We start from the raw sequence: 20,688 nt of genomic DNA, 5'->3' as shown, positions 1-20,688 counted from the left end.
ATCAGCGCGCCGTGAAAATCAGCACCGCACCCACCGGCACCGAAAAGCTGATGGCCGACAAACCAGCGGCCTTGCGCAGGGTTTCCAGGCCAGGAGCCAGGTTGAAGTCTTCCGCATTCAGCACCAGGGGCTCCAGGGTCACCACCTGGAAGCGCCGGTCGTCGAGGCGGGTCGCCAGCAACTCGACGTTGTAAGTGTGCTGCTGGCCATGGAGTTCGACCGTCACCGGCAGCAGCAACTCAATCTGCGCCCCCGGGGCCAAGTCATTGATCGGCTGCAGGTTGAGCTGGGCGCTGATCAGGGCTTCCGGGAAGGTCGCCACCTCGAACAGCTCCTTGCGCATGCGCTCATCACGCAAAGGGATGCCGCTGTTGATCGAGTCCAGCTCGACCTGCAACTGGGCCTGACCTTTGGCATCGACCTTGCCATGCAGCACCAGGAATCGATGCACTTCGGAAACGTTGGCGTTCTTGGTAGTGATGAACGACAGGCGGGAAGATTCGTTGTCCAGGTACCAACTGGCATGGGCCGGCAGGGCCAAAAGCCCGAGCAGACTGAGAAAGAGACGAATCGACGTAGGCATGCAAGGTCCTCTGGGCAGTGGGCGCCAACCTTAACCGGCTGCCTGAACCCTGGCAAACCCGGTGATCGGCCAACTCATACTGTCAGTACCAGAAGGGCTGTGGAGCGCTCACAAAAGGACGCCAGGCTTTAAAGCCAGCTATTAACTCAAACGAGGTCAGAGTTAGGGGGCCCAGTGATTGTCGAGTAGAGTTCGCACATCACAACGGCCGCCGGGGATGGTTACGTAACGGTGGCCCTCCCAAAAAATAGGGTTGGCAACCAAAGGAAAAGGATGAGCCCATGGGAACCTGGATCCACCGCATCAAAGACCAACTTGCCCAAGTCCGGAACGGACTTACAGAACTGCTGTGGTCAAGAAAAAAACAAAAACACTACAACCCCGACGAGATCCGCTTAGAGCTGAAGAATCATCTACTGAACCACGCCGTCAAAGCCTGCCATGAGCAAGAAGGCCCTATGCGGAAGTTCCCTAAATACGTCGAACCTGATGCCAGCCTGCACGAGCATTCACAGAGTCTGTCTCTCGGACACCTGATCATCATGTTCAACGGCGAACCACTGGCACAGCTTCAGGGTCTTGACGTCGATCCATTCGCCAAGACGGCCTGGTTAAGCCACTTTGGCCTTAATGCCCCTATCGATCAGCGCTTCGGGCCCAGCAACGAGGGCAAAGGCTACGGCGAAAACTTGATCAAGGGCTTATGCAACGCGCTCAAACACGGCTACGCGATAAAGACCCTCGTTATCCTCGACCAAGGTCAAGAGCGCGGCGACTTCAAAAAACTGTTCCTCAAACTAAACGGCCAAGAACGTTCGGCTCCGCCTATGAGGGGCACACATCAAACAGCCTGGCACTTGCCGTGCTGACGACGAAGTTATGAGGTTCAGGCGAGGCTCCTCTGCAGTTGCCCGATGGTGTCGGCCAAGCGCGCCAAATGACGCTGGCGCACCGGCTCCACGCCGCAGAGATCCATCGGCCAGTGCAAAGCGATGCTACCAACGACCTTACCCTCATGCTGAATCGGCAGGGCCAGCGCGCGGATCAGGAACGGCAGGCGCACCGGGTATTCCCAGTGGCCCTCGGTGCGCTGGCCAAAACCCAGGTGCTGGGATTGCTCACAGGCCTGGTGCCGGTCCTCCTGGGCCACGCGCTCACGCTGTGCCAGGCGCTCCACCTCGCTCCCATCGAGGGCACCGAGGCAGGCCTTGCCCATGGCGGAATGGAACAGGCTGGCGTGCTGGCCCACGACTCGGCAATGGCTCGGGTAACGTTTGCGCAAAACCGCTGGCACCGAGCTTTCCATGACCTCAAGGTGCTCGCCATCGAAACTCGACAAGTCGCTTACCAACCCGGTGCTCTCACTCAGTTCCAGCAACCAGGGCGTGGCCTGCTCCGCCAGGTGATGCTTGAAGCGCTGCCGGCTATCCCCGAACAGGCGCCTGGCACACAGGCGATAACGTCGATCACTGAGGCCGCGGTAGACCCAGCCCTGCTCTTGCAGGGTCATGAGCATGCGCGAAACCGTGGCCTTGGGCAGGTTTGTCAGGTAGTGCAACTCCTCCAGCCCCAACGCCTGATGCTGCCCCAGCAACTCGACAATCGCCAAGGCTCGCTCCACCGAACGCACGCTGCCGGTTTCCACCTTGCTGGCCATACTCCACACTCCCTGACCGCAGACAAAAGAACAGTTCCAGCAGCAAGATGCAGGCCCTTGGGCACCCCCGATGGTCCACTCATGGTTACAGCTGATTGCACGGCCACCTGAAAACGCCGTACGGCGGGAATCAGCCCGCTGTAGCAGGAGGCCGACTCCACGCCAGCCTACCGCAGACCTGATCGGCAGAGCCCGGCTACAGTCGCTGCCCAAGGCCTGAAGCGACCCGGACTGGCCTTAGCCGGTGCGCCCAAGGCTGGAGTGCATCGAAAGGGAACACTTGGGCACTGGGCCTCGGCGCCAATCGTAACCTTCGATCAGGCAGTGGGCCCGGGCGGATGCCCAGGCCCAACGCGAGCCACGGAGGACAACCCGGCGGGATCGCTCAAGACTCCCCCAGGGGCAGCGCCTCGGGCTCGTCGCTCACCACTGGGTCATGCATGCAATAGATCCCCAGCAAGCTCAGCAACGACGTGGCCAACACATAGAACGAAGGCGCCACCGGCGTGGCCATGACCCGGCTCAACCACGTGACGATCAGCGGCGCAAAACCGCCGAAGAGCATCACGGTTACGTTGTAAGCCACGGACACTCCGGTGGAACGCACGGCAATCGGGAACTGCTCCGCCAGCGCCGTCGGCCCGGGGCCGAAAAAACCGCCGATCGCCGCACACAAGAGGGACTGCATGACCAGCAAGCGCCCGATGGAAGGCGCTGCGGCGACCCAGATGTACAGCGGGTAGACCATGACAAAGAACGCCAGGGTAAACGCCATCAGCACCGGGCGCCGGCCCACACGGTCCGACAGGGCCCCGGCCAGGGGAATCACCAGGGTCATCAAGGCCACGGCGAACATTTGCACCAGCAGCACCTGATCCAGGGGCAGGCCAAGGTTGCTGTGGGCGAACGTCGGCATGTTCACCAGCACCACATAGAACGCCACGGTGCCACCGCAGCACAGGCCCATGGACACCAGGATGGCCCGGCGATGCTCGGCCAGCACCTGCAACAGGCCCGGCCCTTTGCCCCGACGCCCCTTGCGGGACTCGACAAAGGCTTGCGGCTCGTCCATGTATTTGCGGATCCACAAGCCCAGCGGGCCGATCAACAAGCCCAAGATAAACGGCAGCCGCCAACCCCAGAGTTCGAAGGCTTTCGGGGGCAGGAAATGGGTCACCAGGGCCACGATGGCGGCACCGCTGAACACCGCCAGGCACTGCCCGACCAACTGCCAGGAACCGTACAAACCTTTGCGATGCGGCGGCGCACTCTCCACCAGATAGGCCGTGGCACTGGCGTACTCACCGCCGGTGGCGAAGCCCTGGAGCATCCGCGCCACCACGATCAGCAACGGCGCACCAAGGCCGATGGCCGCGTAGTTTGGCGCGAAGACAATCAGCGCAATGGCCAGGGTCATCAACTGAATGATCACCAGCATCGCGGCCTTGCGCCCCTTGCGGTCCGAGTAGATGCCCAACAGCACACCGCCCACAGGGCGCATGAAAAAACCCACACCGAAGGTGCCCAGGGCCATCAGCAACGAGGTGTACTCATCATCGGAGGGAAAGAACTGCCGGGCGATCACGCTGGCGAGAAAACCGTAAACGATAAAGTCGTACCACTCCAGGGCGTTGCCGATCACGGCCGCGACCACCTGGCGGTTGCGGGAAACAGAGGGTGTCGTGGAACTCATAGGGCTGACCTTCAATCACGCGTGAGCCAAAGGGCAGGCTCGGGAAGGGATCGGGCATGCTCATGCGCCCGGTTCGGTGGCAGCAACAAGCCGGGTGTCAGGCCGGCTTGAGCCAGCGTTCGGCCAAGGCAGCCCAATAGGCGGCACCGGTCAGCAGGATGTCGTCGTTGAAGTCATATCCGGGGTTGTGAACCATGGGCTGGGCCAGCCCGTTGCCAATGAACAGGTAGCTGCCAGGGCAGCGTTGCAGCATCCAACCGAAGTCCTCGCTGCCCATGAGCGTCGGCGTATTGCCGTTGACTGCTGCCGCCCCCACCAGCGCCACCCCCACCTGGCGGGCAAACTCGGTCTCTGCCGGGCTGTTGACCAGCACCGGGTAGGCTGGACGATGCACAATCCGGGCGCTGCAGCCGTAACTCTCGGCCTGGGTCTGGACGATCGCCTTGACCCGCTCCAGCATCTGCTCGCGTACCGCGCTGTCCAGCGCACGCAGGCTCAGGCGCAGCAACGCCTGCTGCGGGATCACGTTGGCGGCTTCACCGGCCTGCAAGGCTCCGACGCTGACCACCGCCGCCTGCTGGGCATCGATATTGCGCGCCACCACCGTTTGCAGGGCCATGACCACGGCTGACGCGGCCACCACCGGGTCAATACTCAGGTGCGGCATCGAACCATGGCCGCCAACTCCCTCGATCACCACCTCAAGCAGGTCCTGGGAAGCCATCATCGGCCCCTCGCGCAAGCCCAGGTGCCCGGCCGGCAAACCCGGCATGTTGTGCATGGCGAACAACGCCTCACAGGGGAAGCGCTCCAGCAAACCGTCGGCCAGCATGGCCTCGGCGCCGCCCTGCCCCTCTTCCGCCGGTTGGAAAATCAGGTTCAGGGTGCCCTCGAACAGCCGGGTCGCGGCCAGGTAACGGGCGGCCCCAAGCAGCATGGTGGTGTGGCCGTCGTGGCCACAGGCGTGCATGCAACCCTGGTGGCGGCTGCTGTAGGGCACGCCGCTGTTCTCGACGATGGGCAAAGCGTCCATGTCGGCGCGCAAACCGAGGGTCCGCGCGCTGTTGCCATTGCGCAGCACGCCCACCACGCCGGTCTTGCCAACCCCGGTGTGGACGTCATAGCCCCACTCTTCAAGGGCGCGGGCCACCAGGGCCGAGGTGCGTTGCTCCTCGAAGCCGAGTTCTGGGTGGGCGTGAATGTCTTGGCGCGTGGCACGCAGGTCGCTGACGACGTCCTCGAGCCAGGCAACAATATGCGGGTATTCGGTCATGGCCAATCTCCTCGGGGGCGGGTGTATTCCCGTTCTTTTTCGGAGCATTGCAGGGCGCCGCAAGGCGTAGTGAACGCTCTGCGCCAGCTAACCGCGAGGTCGATCAGAGAACAATCAAATGTGGTTCCGCTGGGTGGAACCACTGGCCGAAGCCGCCCGATACCGGGGTGAGAACTCAGGGTTGCAAACGGCAGCCTTGGCGTTCGTCCAGCCAGATCGCACGGTGGCTGCGGCCCAAGCCACTGGCGCTGACTTGTCGCCGCTCGGGGTCATCGTCCAGGCGACTGATGGGCAGGTACTGCTGCACATACGCCCGACAACTGTCTGCCGGGTTGTGCATCACGTAGCGACAGGAGCAGTACTCCTTGGCGGTGTAGGCACTGAGAATATCGGGAAAGGCTTGTAAGGCTTTTCGCTCCTGCCAGCCCCAGCCCAGCAGCAGCGCCAGCAACAGCAGAAGCCCCAGGCTGAAAGGACGACGCCAAGATCGCTGCCCTGTCCGCGCCATCACGGCTGCACCCGGGCCGTAACGGCGGCCAGCACCCGCTTGAGCAGTTGGTTGTGCTGATAGCCACCCTCGCGGTCATCGGCGTAGCGCACGATCACCAGCCCCGCGCTGGGCACGATATAAAGGGCCTGCCCCCAATGGCCCAACGCAGCGTAGGTATCGGCCGGAGCATCGGGCCAGGGCCGAGGGGCCCCGGCCAATGAGCGATTGAGCCACCAATGGCCGCCGGGCACGGCCTCATCCTGGCCGTCCTGGTAGCCGGGGAACGGCTCACGGTTGAAGGCCACCCAGTCCTTGGGCAGTAACTGCCGCTCGTGCCAACGGCCGTCACGCAGCATGAGCAAGCCCACCCGTGCCAAATCCTGGGCACGTAAGTACGCGTAGGAAGACGCGACGAAAGTGCCGCTGGCGTCCCGCTCCCAGACCGCGTGCTGTATGCCCAAGGGTTCGAAAAGTGCAGTCCAGGGGTAGTCCGCGTACGCCTGGGCGCCGAGCATATGCTTCAAGGCGGCGGACAACAGGTTGCTATCGCCACTGGAATAGCGAAACGCCTGACCGGGTTTGGCGAATGCCCCTCGCTCAGCGGTAAAGGCCGCCATGTCCTGCGAGCCACGGGTGTAGAGCATCGCCACCACAGAAGAATGCAAGGGCGCGTACTCGTAGTCTTCTTGCCAATCCAGGCCCGAGGCCCAATGCAGCAGGTCGGCCAGGCTCAGGTCAGGGTGCTGCGCAAGGGGGGGATAGTAGCGGACGGCCTTGTCCTGCAGGGCAAAACGCCCTTCGCCATAGGCCACCCCCAGCAAGGTCGCCATCAGGCTTTTGCTGATGGACCAGGTCAGGTGCGGGGTCTGGGCGGTGGTCGGCGCGGCGTAGCGCTCATAGATCAGACGGCCGTCCTGGATCACCAGCAAGGCGTCGCTGCGAATGCCTGCGCGGGTCACGTCATCCCGGGGCGGGAAGGCGTAATCCTCCAGGGCAGTCAGTGCCGGGCCGCTGAGCGCCGGCCCCTGAGGCCATTGCACACCCGGCCACTCTTGCGCCTGGCTGACACAGGGCAGCCATAGAAGCAGCATCAACAATAGGGTCGAGCCTTTGGCCATGGTGGGCACTCGGGAAGCGGCAACCGTCAAGACTAGCCTGGCCAGATGACAGTTTTGCAGCAGCGCAAGGGGCGCTGGCGCCAGGCGGGACTAGCCAGCGCCTTGAACAAGTGCTCGTTAACGGGCAAGGGCCTTGGCCAGACGCTGGGCACGGGCCGGTGCAGCGAACGCCAGGATCGCCTGGTCTCGCCGCCATAACCCGGCCCATTCTTCGGGCCCTGCAGCGAACGCGGCGGTCAGCTGCGGCGCAAGCCCATCGAACTGGGCGAACAAACCTCCCAGCAGCACATGCCCGCTGCCCGCCGACGGGTTCTGCCGGCTGACTTCGGCGCAGCCCGCCAGCAAGGCCAGCAATTGCAGTTGCAGGGCTTGCGGCCAGTCACAGTCTTGGCCAACCCCGTACAGCCAGGCACTCATGGCGCTGAGTACATAAATGTCTTCCAGGGTGCGAAAAGGCTTCACGTAAGCGTCCCAGCCATCACCGGCCAGCAACTCGCAGAAGGCGTTGTCCAACAGCAGGCGGCCGTGACTGATCTCCGGCATCAGCGGCAAGGCCGGGAGTTTTTCCACGCTGACGCCTGGGTCGCCGGCGTACACCACGGCGAGGTTCAGGCGCGGGGCCTCTTCCGGGCCTTCACTGCGGGCCGCCACCAGCAGCCAGTCGGCCGCATCGCCGGCGGTGACGAAATCCTTGCGCCCGGTCAGTCGCAAATTTTGCAGACGGGTTTGCATGTCCGCCGGCCGCAGGCTGCGCTGCTCGGTGGCACACAGGGCCCCCAGGCCCGGCGGCGCACTGGGCCAGAGCATGCGCAAGGCGGCCTGGTAACCCACCAGGAACGCCAGCCCCGGGGTGGCCATCGAGCGCCCGCCGCGCACCGCCAACTCGAAGGGAGTGACCGGCCCCACATGCTGCAACAACGCGGCAAAGGCTTCAGCCAGATCGGCTTGGACGGGCAGGCGTTCACGGCAGTTGAGCAGGGCTGGCCAAGGCATGGGGGCTTCCTCTGGGGCTGTCATACAAGCATCACCAAAGCTTCATGGCGATGACACCGGGGCTACATAGCCTGACTTTGCACAACAAAGTCGATCGGCTGCAACCCAAGGCGGGTCAGTGGCCCGCACGGAGATTCACAATGACTCAGATCGCCCGCATCAGCGACACCGGCCATGAACGCCGCTTGCAAGCCGAACGCCTGATTGGCGCCCAGGCCCTTGAGGAAGCTCAAGCCTTGCGCTTCAACGTGTTCAGCGGCGAGTTCAACGCCAAGCTGAAAGGCGCGGAACTGGGCCTGGACATGGATGACTATGATGTTCACTGCAGCCACATCGGTGTGCGGGATTTGAACAGCGGTCGACTGGTCGCCACCACCCGTTTGCTCGACCACCAGGCCGCTAGCAGCCTGGGACGCTTCTACAGCGAAGAAGAATTCAGCCTCCACGGCCTGCTCCAGCTCAAGGGCCCAATCCTCGAAATCGGTCGCACCTGCGTCGACCCGGCGTACCGCAACGGCGGCACCATCGCCGTGCTCTGGGGCGAATTGGCCGAAGTGCTCAACCAGGGCGGCTACAGCTACCTGATGGGCTGCGCGAGCATCCCGATGCAGGACGGCGGTGTGCAGGCCCAGGCGATCATGCAGCGCCTGCGCGAACGCTACCTGTGCACCGAACACCTGCGGGCCGAACCGAAAAAGCCGCTGCCGAACCTGGATGTGCCGTCCAACGTGATCGCCGAAATGCCGCCCCTGCTCAAGGCCTACATGCGCCTGGGCGCGAAAATCTGTGGTGAACCCTGCTGGGATGAGGACTTTCAGGTGGCCGACGTGTTCATCCTGCTCAAGCGCGACGAGTTGTGCCCGCGTTACGCCCGCCACTTCAAGGCGGCCGTTTGATGAGCCGCCTGCGGGTCTACGGGCGCATCGCCCGAGTGCTGTTGGTGGTAGCCCTGGGCTTGTGCATGGCCGGTGTGTTCGGCCTGTTCGAGCGCCTGGGCATCGCCCACTCAATGGTGCGTCGCCAGCGCTGGTCACGCTTTTTCATGGCCCGCCTGAGCAATGCCCTGCCCTTTCGCGTCACGGTCCATGGGCCGTTGCCCGAACAGCCGATGCTGTGGGTCAGCAACCATGTGTCGTGGACGGACATTCCCCTGCTGGGCATGCTGGCGCCGCTGTCGTTCCTGTCCAAGGCCGAAGTGCGCACCTGGCCCGTGGCGGGCTGGCTGGCGGCCAAGGCCGGCAGCCTGTTTATCCGTCGCGGTTCGGGCGATAGCCAACTGATCCGCAAACAGATGACCCGGCACTTGCAGCAGGAACATCCCTTGCTGATGTTTCCCGAAGGCACCACCACCGACGGACGTGCCCTGCGCACCTTCCACGGGCGCCTGTTGGCCAGCGCCATCGATGCCGACGTGGCGCTGCAACCGGTGGCGATTCGTTACCTGCGAGACGGGCAGATCGATGCCTTGGCACCCTTTATCGGCGACGATGACCTGCTGTCACACCTGATGCGCCTGTTCGCCAACGATCAAGGCCAGGTGCACATCCACTTGCTCAAGCCGATCGCCTGCCAGGGCCAGGAGCGCGCAGCACTGGCATTCCAGGCACAACAGGCGGTGCAGAAAGCCTTGTTTGGCGATGTGGCACAACCGGCCGAACCGCGTCGCGCCGGCGAACTGATCGCCGCCTGAACGTATAGGAACCGGCTTGCCGGCGAAGAGCGCCCTGAGGCAAACAACGCCCATCAGGCCGCCTTCGCTGGCAAGCCAACGCCTACAACGGGGTGGAATGTTGCGCAGCGAACGCCTGCAGTTGCGGGTAGAAGGCCCGAAAATCTTCGCTCAACGGCTGGTACAAACGCTCCAGCTCCCCCATGGCCGCCGCCAGTTCCTCCGGCCGCGACAAGCGCCGGGCGATGCCCTGCAACACCTGCTCCAGCACCTCGAAATCCCGATAGGAACCCAGCCAGTCATGGGCCGCCATGTGGGGCGCGATCTGCGCCAGGCGCCCCGGTAACTGGGGCTCCGCCGCCAGCACCCGATACACATCGCGAGTGAAGAGTGCCAACGGCCGGTCGGCGTATTGCGCCCAGTCCCTCGCCAGGCAGTGATCGAAAAACACGTCCAGGACAATGCCGGCGTAACGTCGCCGGGTCAGGGAAAACCGCGACAACGCCGCCCCCACCAAAGGGTGGCTGTCGGTGTAGATGTCGATGCTGCGGTGCAGGCGGATGCCGGCTTCGACGTCCGGGACGAACTGGCCTTGCAGCCGCCCTTTGACAAAGTCGCCGTACAGACTGCCGAGTAATTGGCCGGGGCGCTGGCCGCCGAGGTGCAGATGTCCGAGATAATTCATCCGCGCAGCTTAGCACCGCGCCCAACATATCGTTATAACTCGATATACCGATAAAGCATGATTTAAGACCAAAATCATATTGGTATATCGCGAAGTACCGATTTAAAGTTCGCCTTATCGCGATATAACGTTTTACGGATACCGAGCCCTGCCATGTCCATTGACCTCGACGAAATAATAAAAGCCCTGGCGCACCCTGTACGGCGAGAGATTCTCCACTGGCTGAAAGACCCGACAGTCGAATTCCCCGATCAGTCCCATAGCAACGAGCACGGCGTGTGTGCCGGGCAGATCGATCAGCGCTGCGGCCTGTCGCAGTCAACCGTGTCGGCCCATCTGTCCACCTTGCAACGTGCCGGGCTGATCAGCAGCCGCAAAGTCGGCCAATGGCACTTTTTCAAACGCAATGAGGAAAACATCCAGCAATTCCTCAAGCAAATGAGCCAAGAGCTCTGACCTGACAAGGATCCATCAATGCCCCTCTCGCTCATCATCCTGGCCTTGAGTGCCTTCGCCATCGGCACCACCGAGTTCGTCATCATGGGCCTGTTGCCCGATGTGGCGAAGGACCTCGGTGTGTCGATCCCCAGTGCCGGCTGGCTGGTGACCGGGTACGCCCTGGGCGTGGCCATCGGCGCGCCCTTCATGGCCCTGGCCACGGCCAAGCTACCGCGCAAGGCCGCCCTGGTGGCGTTGATGGGGATTTTTATCGTCGGCAACCTGCTGTGCGCCCTGGCCAGTGACTACAACGTGCTGATGTTTGCCCGGGTGGTCACGGCCCTGTGCCACGGCGCCTTCTTTGGTATCGGTTCGGTGGTCGCCGCCGGCTTGGTGCCTGCCAACAAACGCGCCTCGGCGGTGGCTTTGATGTTCACCGGCTTGACCCTGGCCAACGTTCTCGGCGTGCCGCTGGGCACCGCCCTGGGCCAGGATGCCGGCTGGCGTTCGACCTTCTGGGCGGTGACCGTGATCGGCGTGATTGCACTGATCGGCCTGATCCGCTTTCTGCCGGCCAAGCGCGATGAAGAAAAACTCGACATGCGTTCGGAACTCGCTGCCCTCAAGGGCGCTGGCATCTGGCTGTCCCTGAGCATGACCGCGTTGTTCGCCGCCTCGATGTTCACCCTCTTCACTTATGTCGCCCCGCTGCTGGGGGATGTCACCGGTGTGTCGCCCGACGGCGTGACCTGGACCCTGCTGCTGATCGGCCTGGGCCTGACCCTGGGCAACATCATCGGCGGCAAGCTGGCGGACAAACGCCTGGGCGCCACCCTGATCGGGGTCTTCGTCGCCATGGCGGTGGTGTCCACGGTACTGAGCTGGACCAGCGTCGCGCTGATTCCTACCGAGATCACCCTGTTCCTCTGGGCCACAGCGTCCTTTGCCGCCGTGCCGGCCCTGCAGGTCAACGTGGTGAGCTTCGGCAAGGCCGCGCCGAACCTGGTGTCGACCCTGAACATTGGCGCCTTCAACATCGGCAACGCCCTGGGCGCCTGGGTGGGCGGCAGCGTCATCGCCCACGGTTTCGGCCTGACCAGCGTGCCACTGGCGGCGGCCCTGCTGGCGGTGCTCGCGCTGCTGGTGACGCTGATTACCTTTCGCCAGGGCGGCAACCCCGACCTGGCGCCTGCGACTCATTGATACGTTCATTTCATTTAAAGAAGGGTGTACTTCATGACGACGATTTTTGACCCGATCACACTGGGCGACCTGGAGCTGTCCAACCGCATCATCATGGCCCCACTGACCCGCTGCCGCGCCGACGCAGGCCGTGTGCCCAACTCGCTGATGGCCGAGTACTACGTGCAACGTGCCTCCGCGGGCCTGATTCTCAGCGAAGCCACGTCGGTCACCCCGATGGGCGTCGGCTACCCGGATACCCCTGGCATCTGGTCCAACGACCAGGTCCGTGGCTGGAGCAACGTGACCAAGGCCATCCACGGCGCCGGCGGCAAGATCTTCCTGCAACTGTGGCACGTGGGGCGTATCTCGCACCCGTCCTACCTGAATGGTGAAACCCCGGTCGCACCGAGTGCCCTGCAGCCTAAAGGCCACGTCAGCCTGGTGCGCCCTCTGTCCGACTACCCGACCCCGCGCGCCCTGGAAACCGCTGAAATCGCCGACATCATCGACGCCTACCGCGTGGGTGCGGAAAACGCCAAGGCGCCGGTTTCGACGGCGTGGAAATCCACGGTGCCAACGGCTACCTGCTGGACCAGTTCCTGCAAAGCAGCACCAACCAGCGCACCGACAACTACGGCGGCTCCCTGGAAAACCGTGCCCGCCTGCTGCTGGAAGTCACCGACGCCGCCATTGAAATCTGGGGCGCCGGCCGCGTGGGCGTGCACCTGTCACCCCGCGCCGACTCCCATGACATGGGCGACGAGAACCTCGCAGAGACCTTCACCTACGTGGCACGTGAACTGGGCAAGCGCGGCATCGCCTTTATCTGCTCCCGCGAAAAAGAAGGGGCCGACAGCCTCGGCCCGCAACTCAAAGAGGCCTTTGGCGGCCCTTACATCGCCAACGAACGCTTCACCAAAGACAGCGCCAATGCCTGGCTGGCCAGCGGCAAGGCCGATGCAGTGGCCTTCGGCGTCCCCTTCATCGCCAACCCGGACCTGCCAGCACGCTTGAAGGCCGACGCCCCATTGAACGAGCCGCACCCGGAAACCTTCTACGGCCAGGGCCCGGTCGGCTACATCGACTACCCGACGTTGTAAGGTTCAGCGCGGCATGAAAAAGCCCCCGGCTCTAACGAGTCGGGGCTTTGTTGTTTGTGGCCACTGGTAAAGGGTAGCGAGCGACTCAAGTCTTGCGTTGTACCCAGGCTACCGCCAAACCACTGAGGCAAATCACCGTGATACCGACCACCCCATAGGTGTCGGGGGTGTGATCGAAAATCAGGTAGCCATAGAGACCGGCAAACAGAATCTGCCCGTAGCTGAACGGCGCCAGCATCGCCGGAGCAGCATGGCGAAACGCCTGGGTCAGCAACATATGGCCGAGCATGCCACAGGCCCCCAAGCCGATCATGAACAGGCCGTGCAGCAGGCTCGGAGTGCTCCAGAAAAACGGCAGCAGCGCACTCATGATCAGACTGTTGAGAATCCCGGTGAGGAAGTTGCTGGTGGTCGGGCTATCGATGCCGCTGAGTTTGCGCGTGAGCAATTGATAGAAGCCGAAACACAGGGCTGAGCACAGCGGCAGCAGAATCGCCGGCGTGAACAATGCGCCGCCGGGACGCACCACAATCAATACCCCGACAAAACCCGCCAACACCGCCAGCCACTGGCTGCGCGTGACCCGCTCGCCCAATAGTGGCACGGACAGAGCAGTGACCAATAGCGGCGCCAGGAAGTTGACCGCCGTGGCTTCCGCCAACGGGATGTAGCGCAAGCCCGTGGTGAAGAACAGGCTGGTCCCGATCAGGCACAACGCCCGCAGCAACTGCAGGCCGGGACGCTTGGTGCGCACCACTGCTGAAAAACCGCTGCGCGGAACGAACACCACCAGCATCAACAAGGTATGCACCACGTAGCGGGCCCAGACCACCATGACGATGGGGTAGAAGCCGGACAGGTACTTGGACAGGGTGTCGTGGCTGGCGAACAGCAACACCGCCAGACAGATCAGGGCGATGCCTTTGATGGGCTGCTCGGAGCCCTTGAAGACGGAGGCACTCACACTCATTTACACGCTCGACACAAATTTCCTACAAAATACATAGCTCGCTATCTATCAAGATAGAGCCCGCACGTATATAAAAGCACGCCATTGAAACAACGCGAGCACGGGGAGTGATCTTCCAGCGGGGTGGGCGTTGACACACCTGGACTCAATTTCACAGGTTGTCTTAATGACGCAGGCTAGGGCTCACGCGCAGCATATCCAGGCCGATGTCGATCCAGCGTTCGGCCTCGGCGTGCAGCGCGAAACTTTCCGGCGCCAACAGCCACTGATACAGCATGCCGTCGATAAAGGCATGCAGGGTGATAGCCGCACGGGCCGTGTCCAGGTTTTCGGCAATTGCCCCCGGTTCACTGCATTGCGCAACGCCAGTTCGATGTGCACGTTGCAATCCAGGCTGGCCGAGCGCCGCTGACGACGCAAGTCGCACATTTCATCGGTGAACTCGCACTTATGAAACAAAATCTCATTGATGCGTCGGGTCTTCGGGTCCAGGGCAACTTGATGAAACAAATGAATCAGCAGGTTGCGCATGCAGCCCAACGGGTCCATCTCATCTACATTTTCACTGGCCTTGGCCATCTCATCCAACGGCTCACGCAAGCTATCGAGCATGGCTTGCACCAGGTCGGCCTTGTTACTGAAGTGCCAGTAAATAGCGCCCCGAGTCACCCCCGCCAATGTCGCAATATCGGCCAGGGTGGTACGCGCAACACCGCGCTCGTAAAAGGCTTTTTCAGCCGCCTCGAGTATCTGGTTACGGGTTTCTTGAGCTTCCTCTTTGGTACGGCGGACCATGGCAGTCAAACCTCGATCAGGATCCTCAAGCGATGCATGAAGACCTTCTGAATAAATATGGAACGGCCTCTCTGGTGCCGTTTACCCAGCCTACAATTCAACCTTTGAAACGGCCTCTGTAACCGTGTGGATACGCAGCCGAAAGGTATTTACAAACAACCATGAACGTAAGTATATTCCTTAGCAAGCTACTTATCCACTCAGCACTCTTTTTTTACCCTTCCACTTTTCTTGTGCGCATCTCGCGTGCCTGACCCGAGGATCTTCATGCAACTCAAGCCAGCTGTTACCGCTCTGGTTACTGCCGTCGCCCTGGCATCGCTGCTCAGCGGATGTAAAAAGGAAGAGGCGGCTCCGGCCCCTCAGACCCCTCAGGTCGGCGTAGTCACCCTACAACCTCAAGCCTTCACCCTGACGTCGGAGCTGCCGGGTCGTACCACTGCGTACCGCATTGCCGAAGTTCGTCCTCAGGTCAACGGCATCATTCTCAAGCGCCTTTTCAAGGAAGGCGGCGACGTCAAGGAAGGGCAACAGCTTTACCAAATTGATCCGTCGGTCTATGAGGCAACCCTGAAAAGTGCCCAAGCCAACCTGCAATCCACCAAGTCGATCTCCGACCGCTACAAGCAGTTGGTGGATGAGCAAGCCGTGAGTCGCCAGGAATACGACACCGCAATGGCTAACCGCCTGCAGTCGGAAGCCAGCTTGCAGACGGCCCAGATCAACGTGCGCTACACCAAGGTCTTCGCCCCGATTTCCGGGCGCATCGGCCGCTCCTCGGTGACCGAAGGTGCACTGGTCAGCAACGGCCAAACCGACGCCATGGCCGTGATCCAGCAGCTGGACCCCATCTACGTCGACGTTACGCAATCTTCCGCCGAGATGCTGAAGCTGCGTCGTGACCTGGAAAGTGGCCAGTTGCAGAAAGCCGGTGCCAACTCCGCCAAGGTCAAGCTGACCCTGGAAGACGGCAGCGAATACGGCCAGGACGGCAAGCTGGAGTTCTCCGAAGTGTCCGTGGACGAAACCACCGGTTCCGTAACACTTCGCGCTGTGTTCCCCAACCCAGACCACACCCTGCTGCCGGGCATGTTTGTCCACGCGCAGCTGCAGGCGGGTGTGAACGCCAAGGCCATCCTCGCGCCGCAGCAAGGTGTGACCCGTGACCTCAAGGGCATTCCAACCGCGATGGTGGTCAACCAGGACAACAAGGTTGAACAGCGCGTCCTGGTCGCCAACCGCACCGCCGGCGCCTATTGGCTGGTGGAAAAAGGCTTGAACGCCGGTGACCGCGTGATCACCGAAGGCTTGCAATTCATCAAGCCGGGCATCGAAGTCCAAGTCAAGGATGCCACCAACGCCCAGGCCGCTGGCACCACCGCTCCTGCTGCTGCCGCTGGCAAAGGGGAGTAATTCATGTCGAAATTCTTTATCGACCGTCCCATTTTCGCCTGGGTAATTGCCCTGGTGATCATGCTGGTCGGGGCACTATCGATCCTCAAGCTCCCCATCAACCAGTACCCGGCCATTGCACCAACGGCCATTGATATCCAGGTCACCTACCCAGGCGCTTCCGCACAAACCGTGCAGGACACCGTGGTTCAGGTCATCGAGCAACAGCTCAACGGTATCGACAACCTGCGTTACGTCGCCTCGGACAGTAACTCCGACGGCAGCATGACCATCACCGCGACGTTCAACCAGGGTACCAACCCGGACATCGCCCAGGTTCAGGTGCAGAACAAACTGAACCTGGCGACCCCACTGCTGCCGCAAGAAGTGCAGCAGCAGGGTATCCGCGTGACCAAGTCGGTGAAGAACTTCCTGATGGTGATCGGGCTGGTGTCGGAAGACGGCAGCATGAACAAGGACGACCTGTCCAACTACATCGTTTCCAACATCCAGGACCCGATCTCGCGGACCTCGGGCGTGGGTGACTTCCAGGTCTTCGGTTCCCAGTACGCCATGCGTATCTGGCTGGACCCGGCCAAGTTGAACAACTTCCAGATGACTCCGGTGGATGTCAGCACCGCCATCCAGGCGCAGAACGTGCAAGTGGCCACCGGCCAGTTGGGCGGCTTGCCTGCCCTGCCCGGCACCCAGCTGAACGCCACCATCATCGGCAAGACGCGCCTGCAAACCGCCGAGCAGTTTGAAAAGATCCTGCTGCGGGTCAACACCGACGGTTCCCAGGTTCGCCTGGGCGACGTGGCTCGTGTTGAGCTGGGCGGCCAGAACTACAGCATCAGTGCACAGTTCAACGGCAAACCGGCTTCCGGCATGGCAATCAAGCTGGCCTCGGGCGCCAACGCCCTGGACACCGCCAAGGCCATTCGCGCCACGGTCGCGTCCCTGGAGCCGTTCTTCCCGCCGGGCATGAAAGCCGTGGTCCCGTATGACACCACCCCCGTGGTGACCGAATCGATCTCCGGTGTGGTTCACACCCTGATCGAGGCGATCGTCCTGGTGTTCCTGGTGATGTACCTGTTCCTGCAGAACTTCCGCGCCACCATCATCACCACGATGACCGTGCCGGTTGTACTCCTGGGGACCTTCGGCATCCTCGCGGCCTTCGGTTTCACCATCAACACCCTGACCATGTTCGGCATGATCCTGGCCATCGGTCTATTGGTGGACGATGCGATCGTGGTGGTGGAAAACGTCGAGCGGGTCATGGCCGAGGAGCATCTGTCGCCCAAGGAGGCGACGGTCAAATCCATGGGCCAGATCCAGGGCGCATTGGTGGGTATTGCCCTGGTGCTGTCCGCGGTACTGCTGCCCATGGCGTTCTTCGGCGGCTCCACGGGCGTGATCTACAAACAGTTCTCCATCACCATTGTCTCGGCGATGGCGCTGTCGGTACTGGTTGCCCTGATCTTCACCCCGGCCTTGTGCGCCACCATGCTCAAGCCGATCGACCCGGAAAAGCACGGCCAACCCAAACGCGGTTTCTTTGGCTGGTTCAACCGTAACTTCGACCGTGGCGTTCTGAGCTACGAGCGCGGCGTCGGCAACATGATCAAGCACAAGTTTCCGTCGCTGCTGGTCTACGTGATCATCTTCGCCGGCATGATCTGGCTGTTCACCCGGATTCCGGCGCGTTCCTGCCCGAGGAAGACCAGGGCGTGATCTTTGCCCAGGTGCAGACGCCGGTCGGCTCTTCAGCGGAACGCACGCAGAAAGTCATCGACGACATGCGCATCTTCTTGTTGAACGACAAGGAAGGCGAGCCAGGCGAAGGCAAGGCTGTGAAGTCGGTGTTCACCGTGAATGGCTTCAACTTCGCGGGTCGCGGCCAAAGCTCCGGCCTGGCGTTCGTGATGCTCAAGCCCTGGGACGAGCGGGATGCGTCGCAGTCGGTGTTCGAAGTGGCGAAGCGGGCCCAAGGCTACTTCTCCCAGACCTTCAAGGACGCCATGGTATTTGCCATCGTGCCGCCGTCGGTCCTGGAGTTGGGTAACGCCACCGGTTTCGACGTGTTCCTGCAAGACCAGGGCGGCGTCGGCCACGACAAGTTGATGGAGGCCCGTAACCAGTTCCTCGGCATGGCCTCGCAAAGCAAGATCCTCGCAGGCGTGCGCCCCAACGGCGTCAACGATGAGCCGCAGTACGAACTCACCATCGACGACGAGAAGGCCAGCGCGCAGGGCATCAGCCTGTCGAGCATCAACCAGACCCTGGCGATTGCCCTGGGCGGTAGCTACGTCAACGACTTCATCGACCGTGGTCGGGTGAAGAAGGTCTATCTCCAGGGTGAGGCCGCAGGCCGGATGTCCCCTGAAGACCTGAACAAATGGTTCGTGCGCAGCGACTCCGGGAAAATGGTGCCACTGTCGGCCATCGCCTCGGGCCACTGGATCTTCGGTTCGCCGAAACTCTCGCGCTATAACGGTGTAGCGGCGATGGAAATCCTCGGTACGCCAGCACCTGGCTACAGTACCGGTGACGCCATGGCGGAAGTCGAGCAGATCGCCAAGAAACTGCCAGCGGGCGTCGGTTACGCCTGGACCGGCCTGTCTTATGAAGAACGTCTGTCCGGCTCCCAGGCGCCTGCGTTGTACGCCCTGTCGTTGCTGGTGGTCTTCCTCTGCCTGGCAGCGCTGTACGAAAGCTGGTCGATCCCGATCGCGGTGGTACTGGTGGTGCCGCTGGGGGTTCTCGGTGCACTGATGGCCACCAGCCTGCGCGGGCTGTCCAACGACGTGTTCTTCCAGGTGGGCTTGCTGGTGACGGTGGGGCTTGCGGCGAAGAACGCGATCCTGATCGTCGAGTTCGCCAAGGAACTGCATGAACAGGGCAAGGGCATCATCGAATCGGCCGTCGAAGCATCCCGGATGCGTCTGCGCCCGATCATCATGACGTCCATGGCCTTTATCCTCGGCGTACTGCCGCTGGCAATCTCCAGCGGTGCCGGTTCGGGCAGCCAGCACGCCATTGGTACCGGGGTAATTGGCGGTATGATTACCGCCACCGTTCTGGCGATCTTCTGGGTACCGCTGTTCTTCGTGATCGTGACCGCGATGGGCCGCCGCAAGAACGTCACCACTGAAACTCCTAAAGAGGCTGGCCAATGAGCAAGTCGCTACTCTCCCTGGCAATCACGGCGGCAGTGCTGAGTGGTTGCTCGCTGATCCCTGACTATCAGCAGCCGCAAGCGCCGGTAGCGGCGCAGTACCCGCAAGGCCCGGCCTACTCGCCAGCGGAGGCCGCCAACCAGGCGGCCGCCGAACAGGGCTGGCGCCAGTTCTTCCATGACCCGGCCCTGCAGCAATTGATTCAGACCGCCTTGGAGAACAACCGCGACCTCAAGGTCGCGGCCTTGAACATCGACGCGTATGCCGCCCAGTACCAGATCCAGCGGGCGGACCTGTTCCCTGCGGTATCGGCGACCGGCAGCGGCAGCCGCCAGCGCACGCCGGCACGGGTTTCCCAGACCGGCGAAGCGGCGATCAGCAGCCAGTACTCGGCAACCCTGGGCATCAGCGCCTACGAACTGGACCTGTTCGGTCGCGTTCGCAGCCTGAGCGAGCAAGCCCTGCAGACCTACTTCTCCAGCGAAGAGGCTCGGCGCAGCACCCAGATCAGCCTGGTGGCCAGCGTGGCCAACGCCTACCTGACCTGGCAGGCCGACAAGGAACTGCTGAAGCTGACCCAGGACACCCTGAACGCCTACGAAGAGAGCTTCAAGCTCACCTCGCGCAGCAATGAAGTCGGCGTGGCCTCGGCCCTGGACCTGAGCCAGGCGCGCACCTCGGTGGAAAATGCCCGGGTGCAACTGGCGCGTTACACCCGCCAAGTGGCCCAGGATGAAAACAGCCTGACCCTGCTGCTGGGCACGGCGGTTCCGGGCAACCTGCCAGGTGCACAACCACTGTCGGCCGACCTGCTGAGCGAGTTGCCGGCCGGCCTGCCGTCGGAGCTGCTGCAACGACGCCCGGATATTCTCCAGGCCGAGCACAGCCTCAAGGCGGCCAACGCCAACATCGGCGCGGCACGGGCGGCGTTCTTCCCGAGCATCAGCCTGACCGCCAACGCCGGCAGCCTGAGTCCGGACCTGTCCGGCCTGTTCAAGGGGGGGTCGGGGACCTGGCTGTTCCAGCCGCAGATCAACCTGCCGATCTTCAACGCCGGCAGCCTGCGCGCCAGCCTGGATTACTCGAAAATCCAGAAAGAAATCACCGTCGCGCAATACGAAAAGTCCATCCAGACCGCCTTCCAGGAAGTCTCCGATGGGCTGGCGGCACGCCAGACCTACAACCAGCAGTTGCAGGCCCAGCGTGATTTCGTCAACGCCAACCAGGATTACTACCGCCTGGCCGAGCGTCGCTACCGGATCGGGGTCGACAGCAACCTGACCTTCCTCGATGCCCAGCGTTCGTTGTTCAGCGCCCAACAGGCCTTGATCACCGACCGCCTGTCCCAGCTGACCAGCGAGGTCAACCTGTACAAGGCCCTCGGCGGCGGCTGGAACGAGCAGACGGCGAAAAACGAGCCGGTGGCGGAACAAGCGCCGAAGCTGCGACTGTTCTGATCGATTGG

16 protein-coding genes and 3 pseudogenes are annotated in these 20,688 nt (G+C 62.4%); 9 read left to right on the top strand and 10 right to left on the bottom strand.

The features are described 5' to 3' along the window. Position 1 precedes the first annotated feature (1 nt). On the bottom strand, positions 2–583 hold the full coding sequence (locus M1B34_RS19815; RefSeq protein WP_268266031.1) for a YceI family protein: 582 nt from the start codon (positions 581–583) through the stop codon (positions 2–4). A 281-nt stretch (positions 584–864) separates the two neighbouring features. Between M1B34_RS19815 and M1B34_RS19810 the strand changes: the two genes are divergently transcribed. Continuing rightward, the gene (locus tag M1B34_RS19810; protein WP_268266030.1) at positions 865–1,452 is read left to right on the top strand and encodes a hypothetical protein; all 588 of its coding nucleotides are present in this window, start codon (positions 865–867) and stop codon (positions 1,450–1,452) included. A 17-nt stretch (positions 1,453–1,469) separates the two neighbouring features. On the opposite strand, the gene M1B34_RS19805 is transcribed toward M1B34_RS19810, so the two are convergent. The 6 genes from M1B34_RS19805 to M1B34_RS19780 form a co-directional block, all read right to left on the bottom strand. Beyond that, entirely contained in the window at positions 1,470–2,240 is a 771-nt protein-coding gene (locus M1B34_RS19805) for an IclR family transcriptional regulator (RefSeq protein WP_268263619.1), read from the bottom strand. A 385-nt stretch (positions 2,241–2,625) separates the two neighbouring features. Next, complete coding sequence (locus M1B34_RS19800; protein WP_268263620.1) at positions 2,626–3,933, bottom strand: MFS transporter; 1,308 nt, start codon at positions 3,931–3,933, stop codon at positions 2,626–2,628. A 97-nt stretch (positions 3,934–4,030) separates the two neighbouring features. Then, entirely contained in the window at positions 4,031–5,206 is a 1,176-nt protein-coding gene (locus tag M1B34_RS19795; RefSeq protein WP_268266029.1) for a M20 aminoacylase family protein, read from the bottom strand. Between the two features lie 175 nt (positions 5,207–5,381). After that, on the bottom strand, positions 5,382–5,714 hold the full coding sequence (locus tag M1B34_RS19790) for an amidase (RefSeq protein ID WP_123337505.1): 333 nt from the start codon (positions 5,712–5,714) through the stop codon (positions 5,382–5,384). After that, positions 5,714–6,814: a serine hydrolase domain-containing protein gene (locus tag M1B34_RS19785; RefSeq protein WP_123336413.1), complete on the bottom strand. Its 1,101-nt coding sequence runs from the start codon at positions 6,812–6,814 to the stop codon at positions 5,714–5,716. Before M1B34_RS19785 ends, M1B34_RS19790 begins: the two co-directional genes overlap by 1 nt. Before the next feature lie 117 nt (positions 6,815–6,931). Further along, positions 6,932–7,807 (bottom strand): acyl-CoA dehydrogenase middle domain-containing protein, encoded by an 876-nt coding sequence (locus M1B34_RS19780; RefSeq protein ID WP_268266028.1) that lies wholly within the window; start codon positions 7,805–7,807, stop codon positions 6,932–6,934. A 140-nt stretch (positions 7,808–7,947) separates the two neighbouring features. Between M1B34_RS19780 and olsB the strand changes: the two genes are divergently transcribed. Both olsB and M1B34_RS19770 read left to right on the top strand, forming a co-directional pair. Then, positions 7,948–8,703 (top strand): L-ornithine N(alpha)-acyltransferase, encoded by a 756-nt coding sequence (olsB, locus tag M1B34_RS19775; protein WP_268266027.1) that lies wholly within the window; start codon positions 7,948–7,950, stop codon positions 8,701–8,703. Then, positions 8,703–9,497, top strand: coding sequence for a lysophospholipid acyltransferase family protein (locus M1B34_RS19770; protein WP_268266026.1), 795 nt, complete (start codon positions 8,703–8,705; stop codon positions 9,495–9,497). Before olsB ends, M1B34_RS19770 begins: the two co-directional genes overlap by 1 nt. Positions 9,498–9,579: 82 nt before the next feature. Here the strand turns inward: M1B34_RS19770 and M1B34_RS19765 are convergent, their stop codons facing one another. Then, positions 9,580–10,161, bottom strand: coding sequence for an acyl carrier protein phosphodiesterase (locus M1B34_RS19765; RefSeq protein WP_268266025.1), 582 nt, complete (start codon positions 10,159–10,161; stop codon positions 9,580–9,582). A gap of 153 nt (positions 10,162–10,314) precedes the next feature. Here M1B34_RS19765 and M1B34_RS19760 point away from each other — a divergent pair, with 153 nt between their 5' ends. The 3 genes and pseudogenes from M1B34_RS19760 (at position 10,315) to M1B34_RS19750 (ending at position 12,884) form a co-directional block, all read left to right on the top strand. After that, positions 10,315–10,617, top strand: coding sequence for an ArsR/SmtB family transcription factor (locus tag M1B34_RS19760; protein ID WP_123336423.1), 303 nt, complete (start codon positions 10,315–10,317; stop codon positions 10,615–10,617). Between the two features lie 18 nt (positions 10,618–10,635). Next, a complete protein-coding gene (locus M1B34_RS19755; RefSeq protein WP_123336425.1) occupies positions 10,636–11,802 on the top strand; it encodes an MFS transporter in 1,167 nt (388 codons plus the stop codon). Positions 11,803–11,835: 33 nt separating this feature from the next. Then, a pseudogene (locus tag M1B34_RS19750) lies at positions 11,836–12,884 on the top strand (alkene reductase). Positions 12,885–12,969: 85 nt separating this feature from the next. On the opposite strand, the gene M1B34_RS19745 reads toward M1B34_RS19750, so the two are convergent. Next, positions 12,970–13,854 carry a DMT family transporter gene (locus M1B34_RS19745; protein ID WP_268266024.1) on the bottom strand — a complete coding sequence of 295 codons (885 nt, stop codon included), beginning with the start codon at positions 13,852–13,854 and terminating at the stop codon, positions 12,970–12,972. 163 nt (positions 13,855–14,017) lie between these two features. Beyond that, a pseudogene (locus M1B34_RS19740) lies at positions 14,018–14,550 on the bottom strand (TetR family transcriptional regulator). A 366-nt stretch (positions 14,551–14,916) separates the two neighbouring features. On the opposite strand from M1B34_RS19740, the gene M1B34_RS19735 reads away from it, so the two are divergent. The 3 genes and pseudogenes from M1B34_RS19735 to adeC all read left to right on the top strand — a co-directional run bounded on the left by M1B34_RS19735 (position 14,917) and on the right by adeC (position 20,680). Further along, entirely contained in the window at positions 14,917–16,062 is a 1,146-nt protein-coding gene (locus M1B34_RS19735) for an efflux RND transporter periplasmic adaptor subunit (protein WP_268263625.1), read from the top strand. Positions 16,063–16,065: 3 nt separating this feature from the next. Next, positions 16,066–19,223 (top strand): annotated as a pseudogene (locus tag M1B34_RS19730) (efflux RND transporter permease subunit). Further along, complete coding sequence (gene adeC / locus M1B34_RS19725) at positions 19,220–20,680, top strand: AdeC/AdeK/OprM family multidrug efflux complex outer membrane factor (RefSeq protein WP_123336437.1); 1,461 nt, start codon at positions 19,220–19,222, stop codon at positions 20,678–20,680. Before M1B34_RS19730 ends, adeC begins: the two are co-directional and overlap by 4 nt. Positions 20,681–20,688 lie beyond the last annotated feature (8 nt).

The sequence above is a fragment of the Pseudomonas morbosilactucae genome (assembly GCF_023241715.1).
In the GTDB taxonomy this organism is placed as follows: domain Bacteria; phylum Pseudomonadota; class Gammaproteobacteria; order Pseudomonadales; family Pseudomonadaceae; genus Aquipseudomonas; species Aquipseudomonas morbosilactucae.
Note: the sequence above shows the minus strand (reverse complement) of the source record. Positions and strands in the feature narration are given on the sequence as shown.

Coding starts and splice junctions, on each gene's coding strand:
- M1B34_RS19815 (WP_268266031.1), bottom strand. CDS start 583: ATGCCTACGTCGATTCGTCTCTTTCTCAGTCTGCTCGGGCTTTTGGCC.
- M1B34_RS19810 (WP_268266030.1), top strand. CDS start 865: ATGGGAACCTGGATCCACCGCATCAAAGACCAACTTGCCCAAGTCCGG.
- M1B34_RS19805 (WP_268263619.1), bottom strand. CDS start 2,240: ATGGCCAGCAAGGTGGAAACCGGCAGCGTGCGTTCGGTGGAGCGAGCC.
- M1B34_RS19800 (WP_268263620.1), bottom strand. CDS start 3,933: ATGAGTTCCACGACACCCTCTGTTTCCCGCAACCGCCAGGTGGTCGCG.
- M1B34_RS19795 (WP_268266029.1), bottom strand. CDS start 5,206: ATGACCGAATACCCGCATATTGTTGCCTGGCTCGAGGACGTCGTCAGC.
- M1B34_RS19790 (WP_123337505.1), bottom strand. CDS start 5,714: ATGGCGCGGACAGGGCAGCGATCTTGGCGTCGTCCTTTCAGCCTGGGG.
- M1B34_RS19785 (WP_123336413.1), bottom strand. CDS start 6,814: ATGGCCAAAGGCTCGACCCTATTGTTGATGCTGCTTCTATGGCTGCCC.
- M1B34_RS19780 (WP_268266028.1), bottom strand. CDS start 7,807: ATGCCTTGGCCAGCCCTGCTCAACTGCCGTGAACGCCTGCCCGTCCAA.
- olsB (WP_268266027.1), top strand. CDS start 7,948: ATGACTCAGATCGCCCGCATCAGCGACACCGGCCATGAACGCCGCTTG.
- M1B34_RS19770 (WP_268266026.1), top strand. CDS start 8,703: ATGAGCCGCCTGCGGGTCTACGGGCGCATCGCCCGAGTGCTGTTGGTG.
- M1B34_RS19765 (WP_268266025.1), bottom strand. CDS start 10,161: ATGAATTATCTCGGACATCTGCACCTCGGCGGCCAGCGCCCCGGCCAA.
- M1B34_RS19760 (WP_123336423.1), top strand. CDS start 10,315: ATGTCCATTGACCTCGACGAAATAATAAAAGCCCTGGCGCACCCTGTA.
- M1B34_RS19755 (WP_123336425.1), top strand. CDS start 10,636: ATGCCCCTCTCGCTCATCATCCTGGCCTTGAGTGCCTTCGCCATCGGC.
- M1B34_RS19745 (WP_268266024.1), bottom strand. CDS start 13,854: ATGAGTGTGAGTGCCTCCGTCTTCAAGGGCTCCGAGCAGCCCATCAAA.
- M1B34_RS19735 (WP_268263625.1), top strand. CDS start 14,917: ATGCAACTCAAGCCAGCTGTTACCGCTCTGGTTACTGCCGTCGCCCTG.
- adeC (WP_123336437.1), top strand. CDS start 19,220: ATGAGCAAGTCGCTACTCTCCCTGGCAATCACGGCGGCAGTGCTGAGT.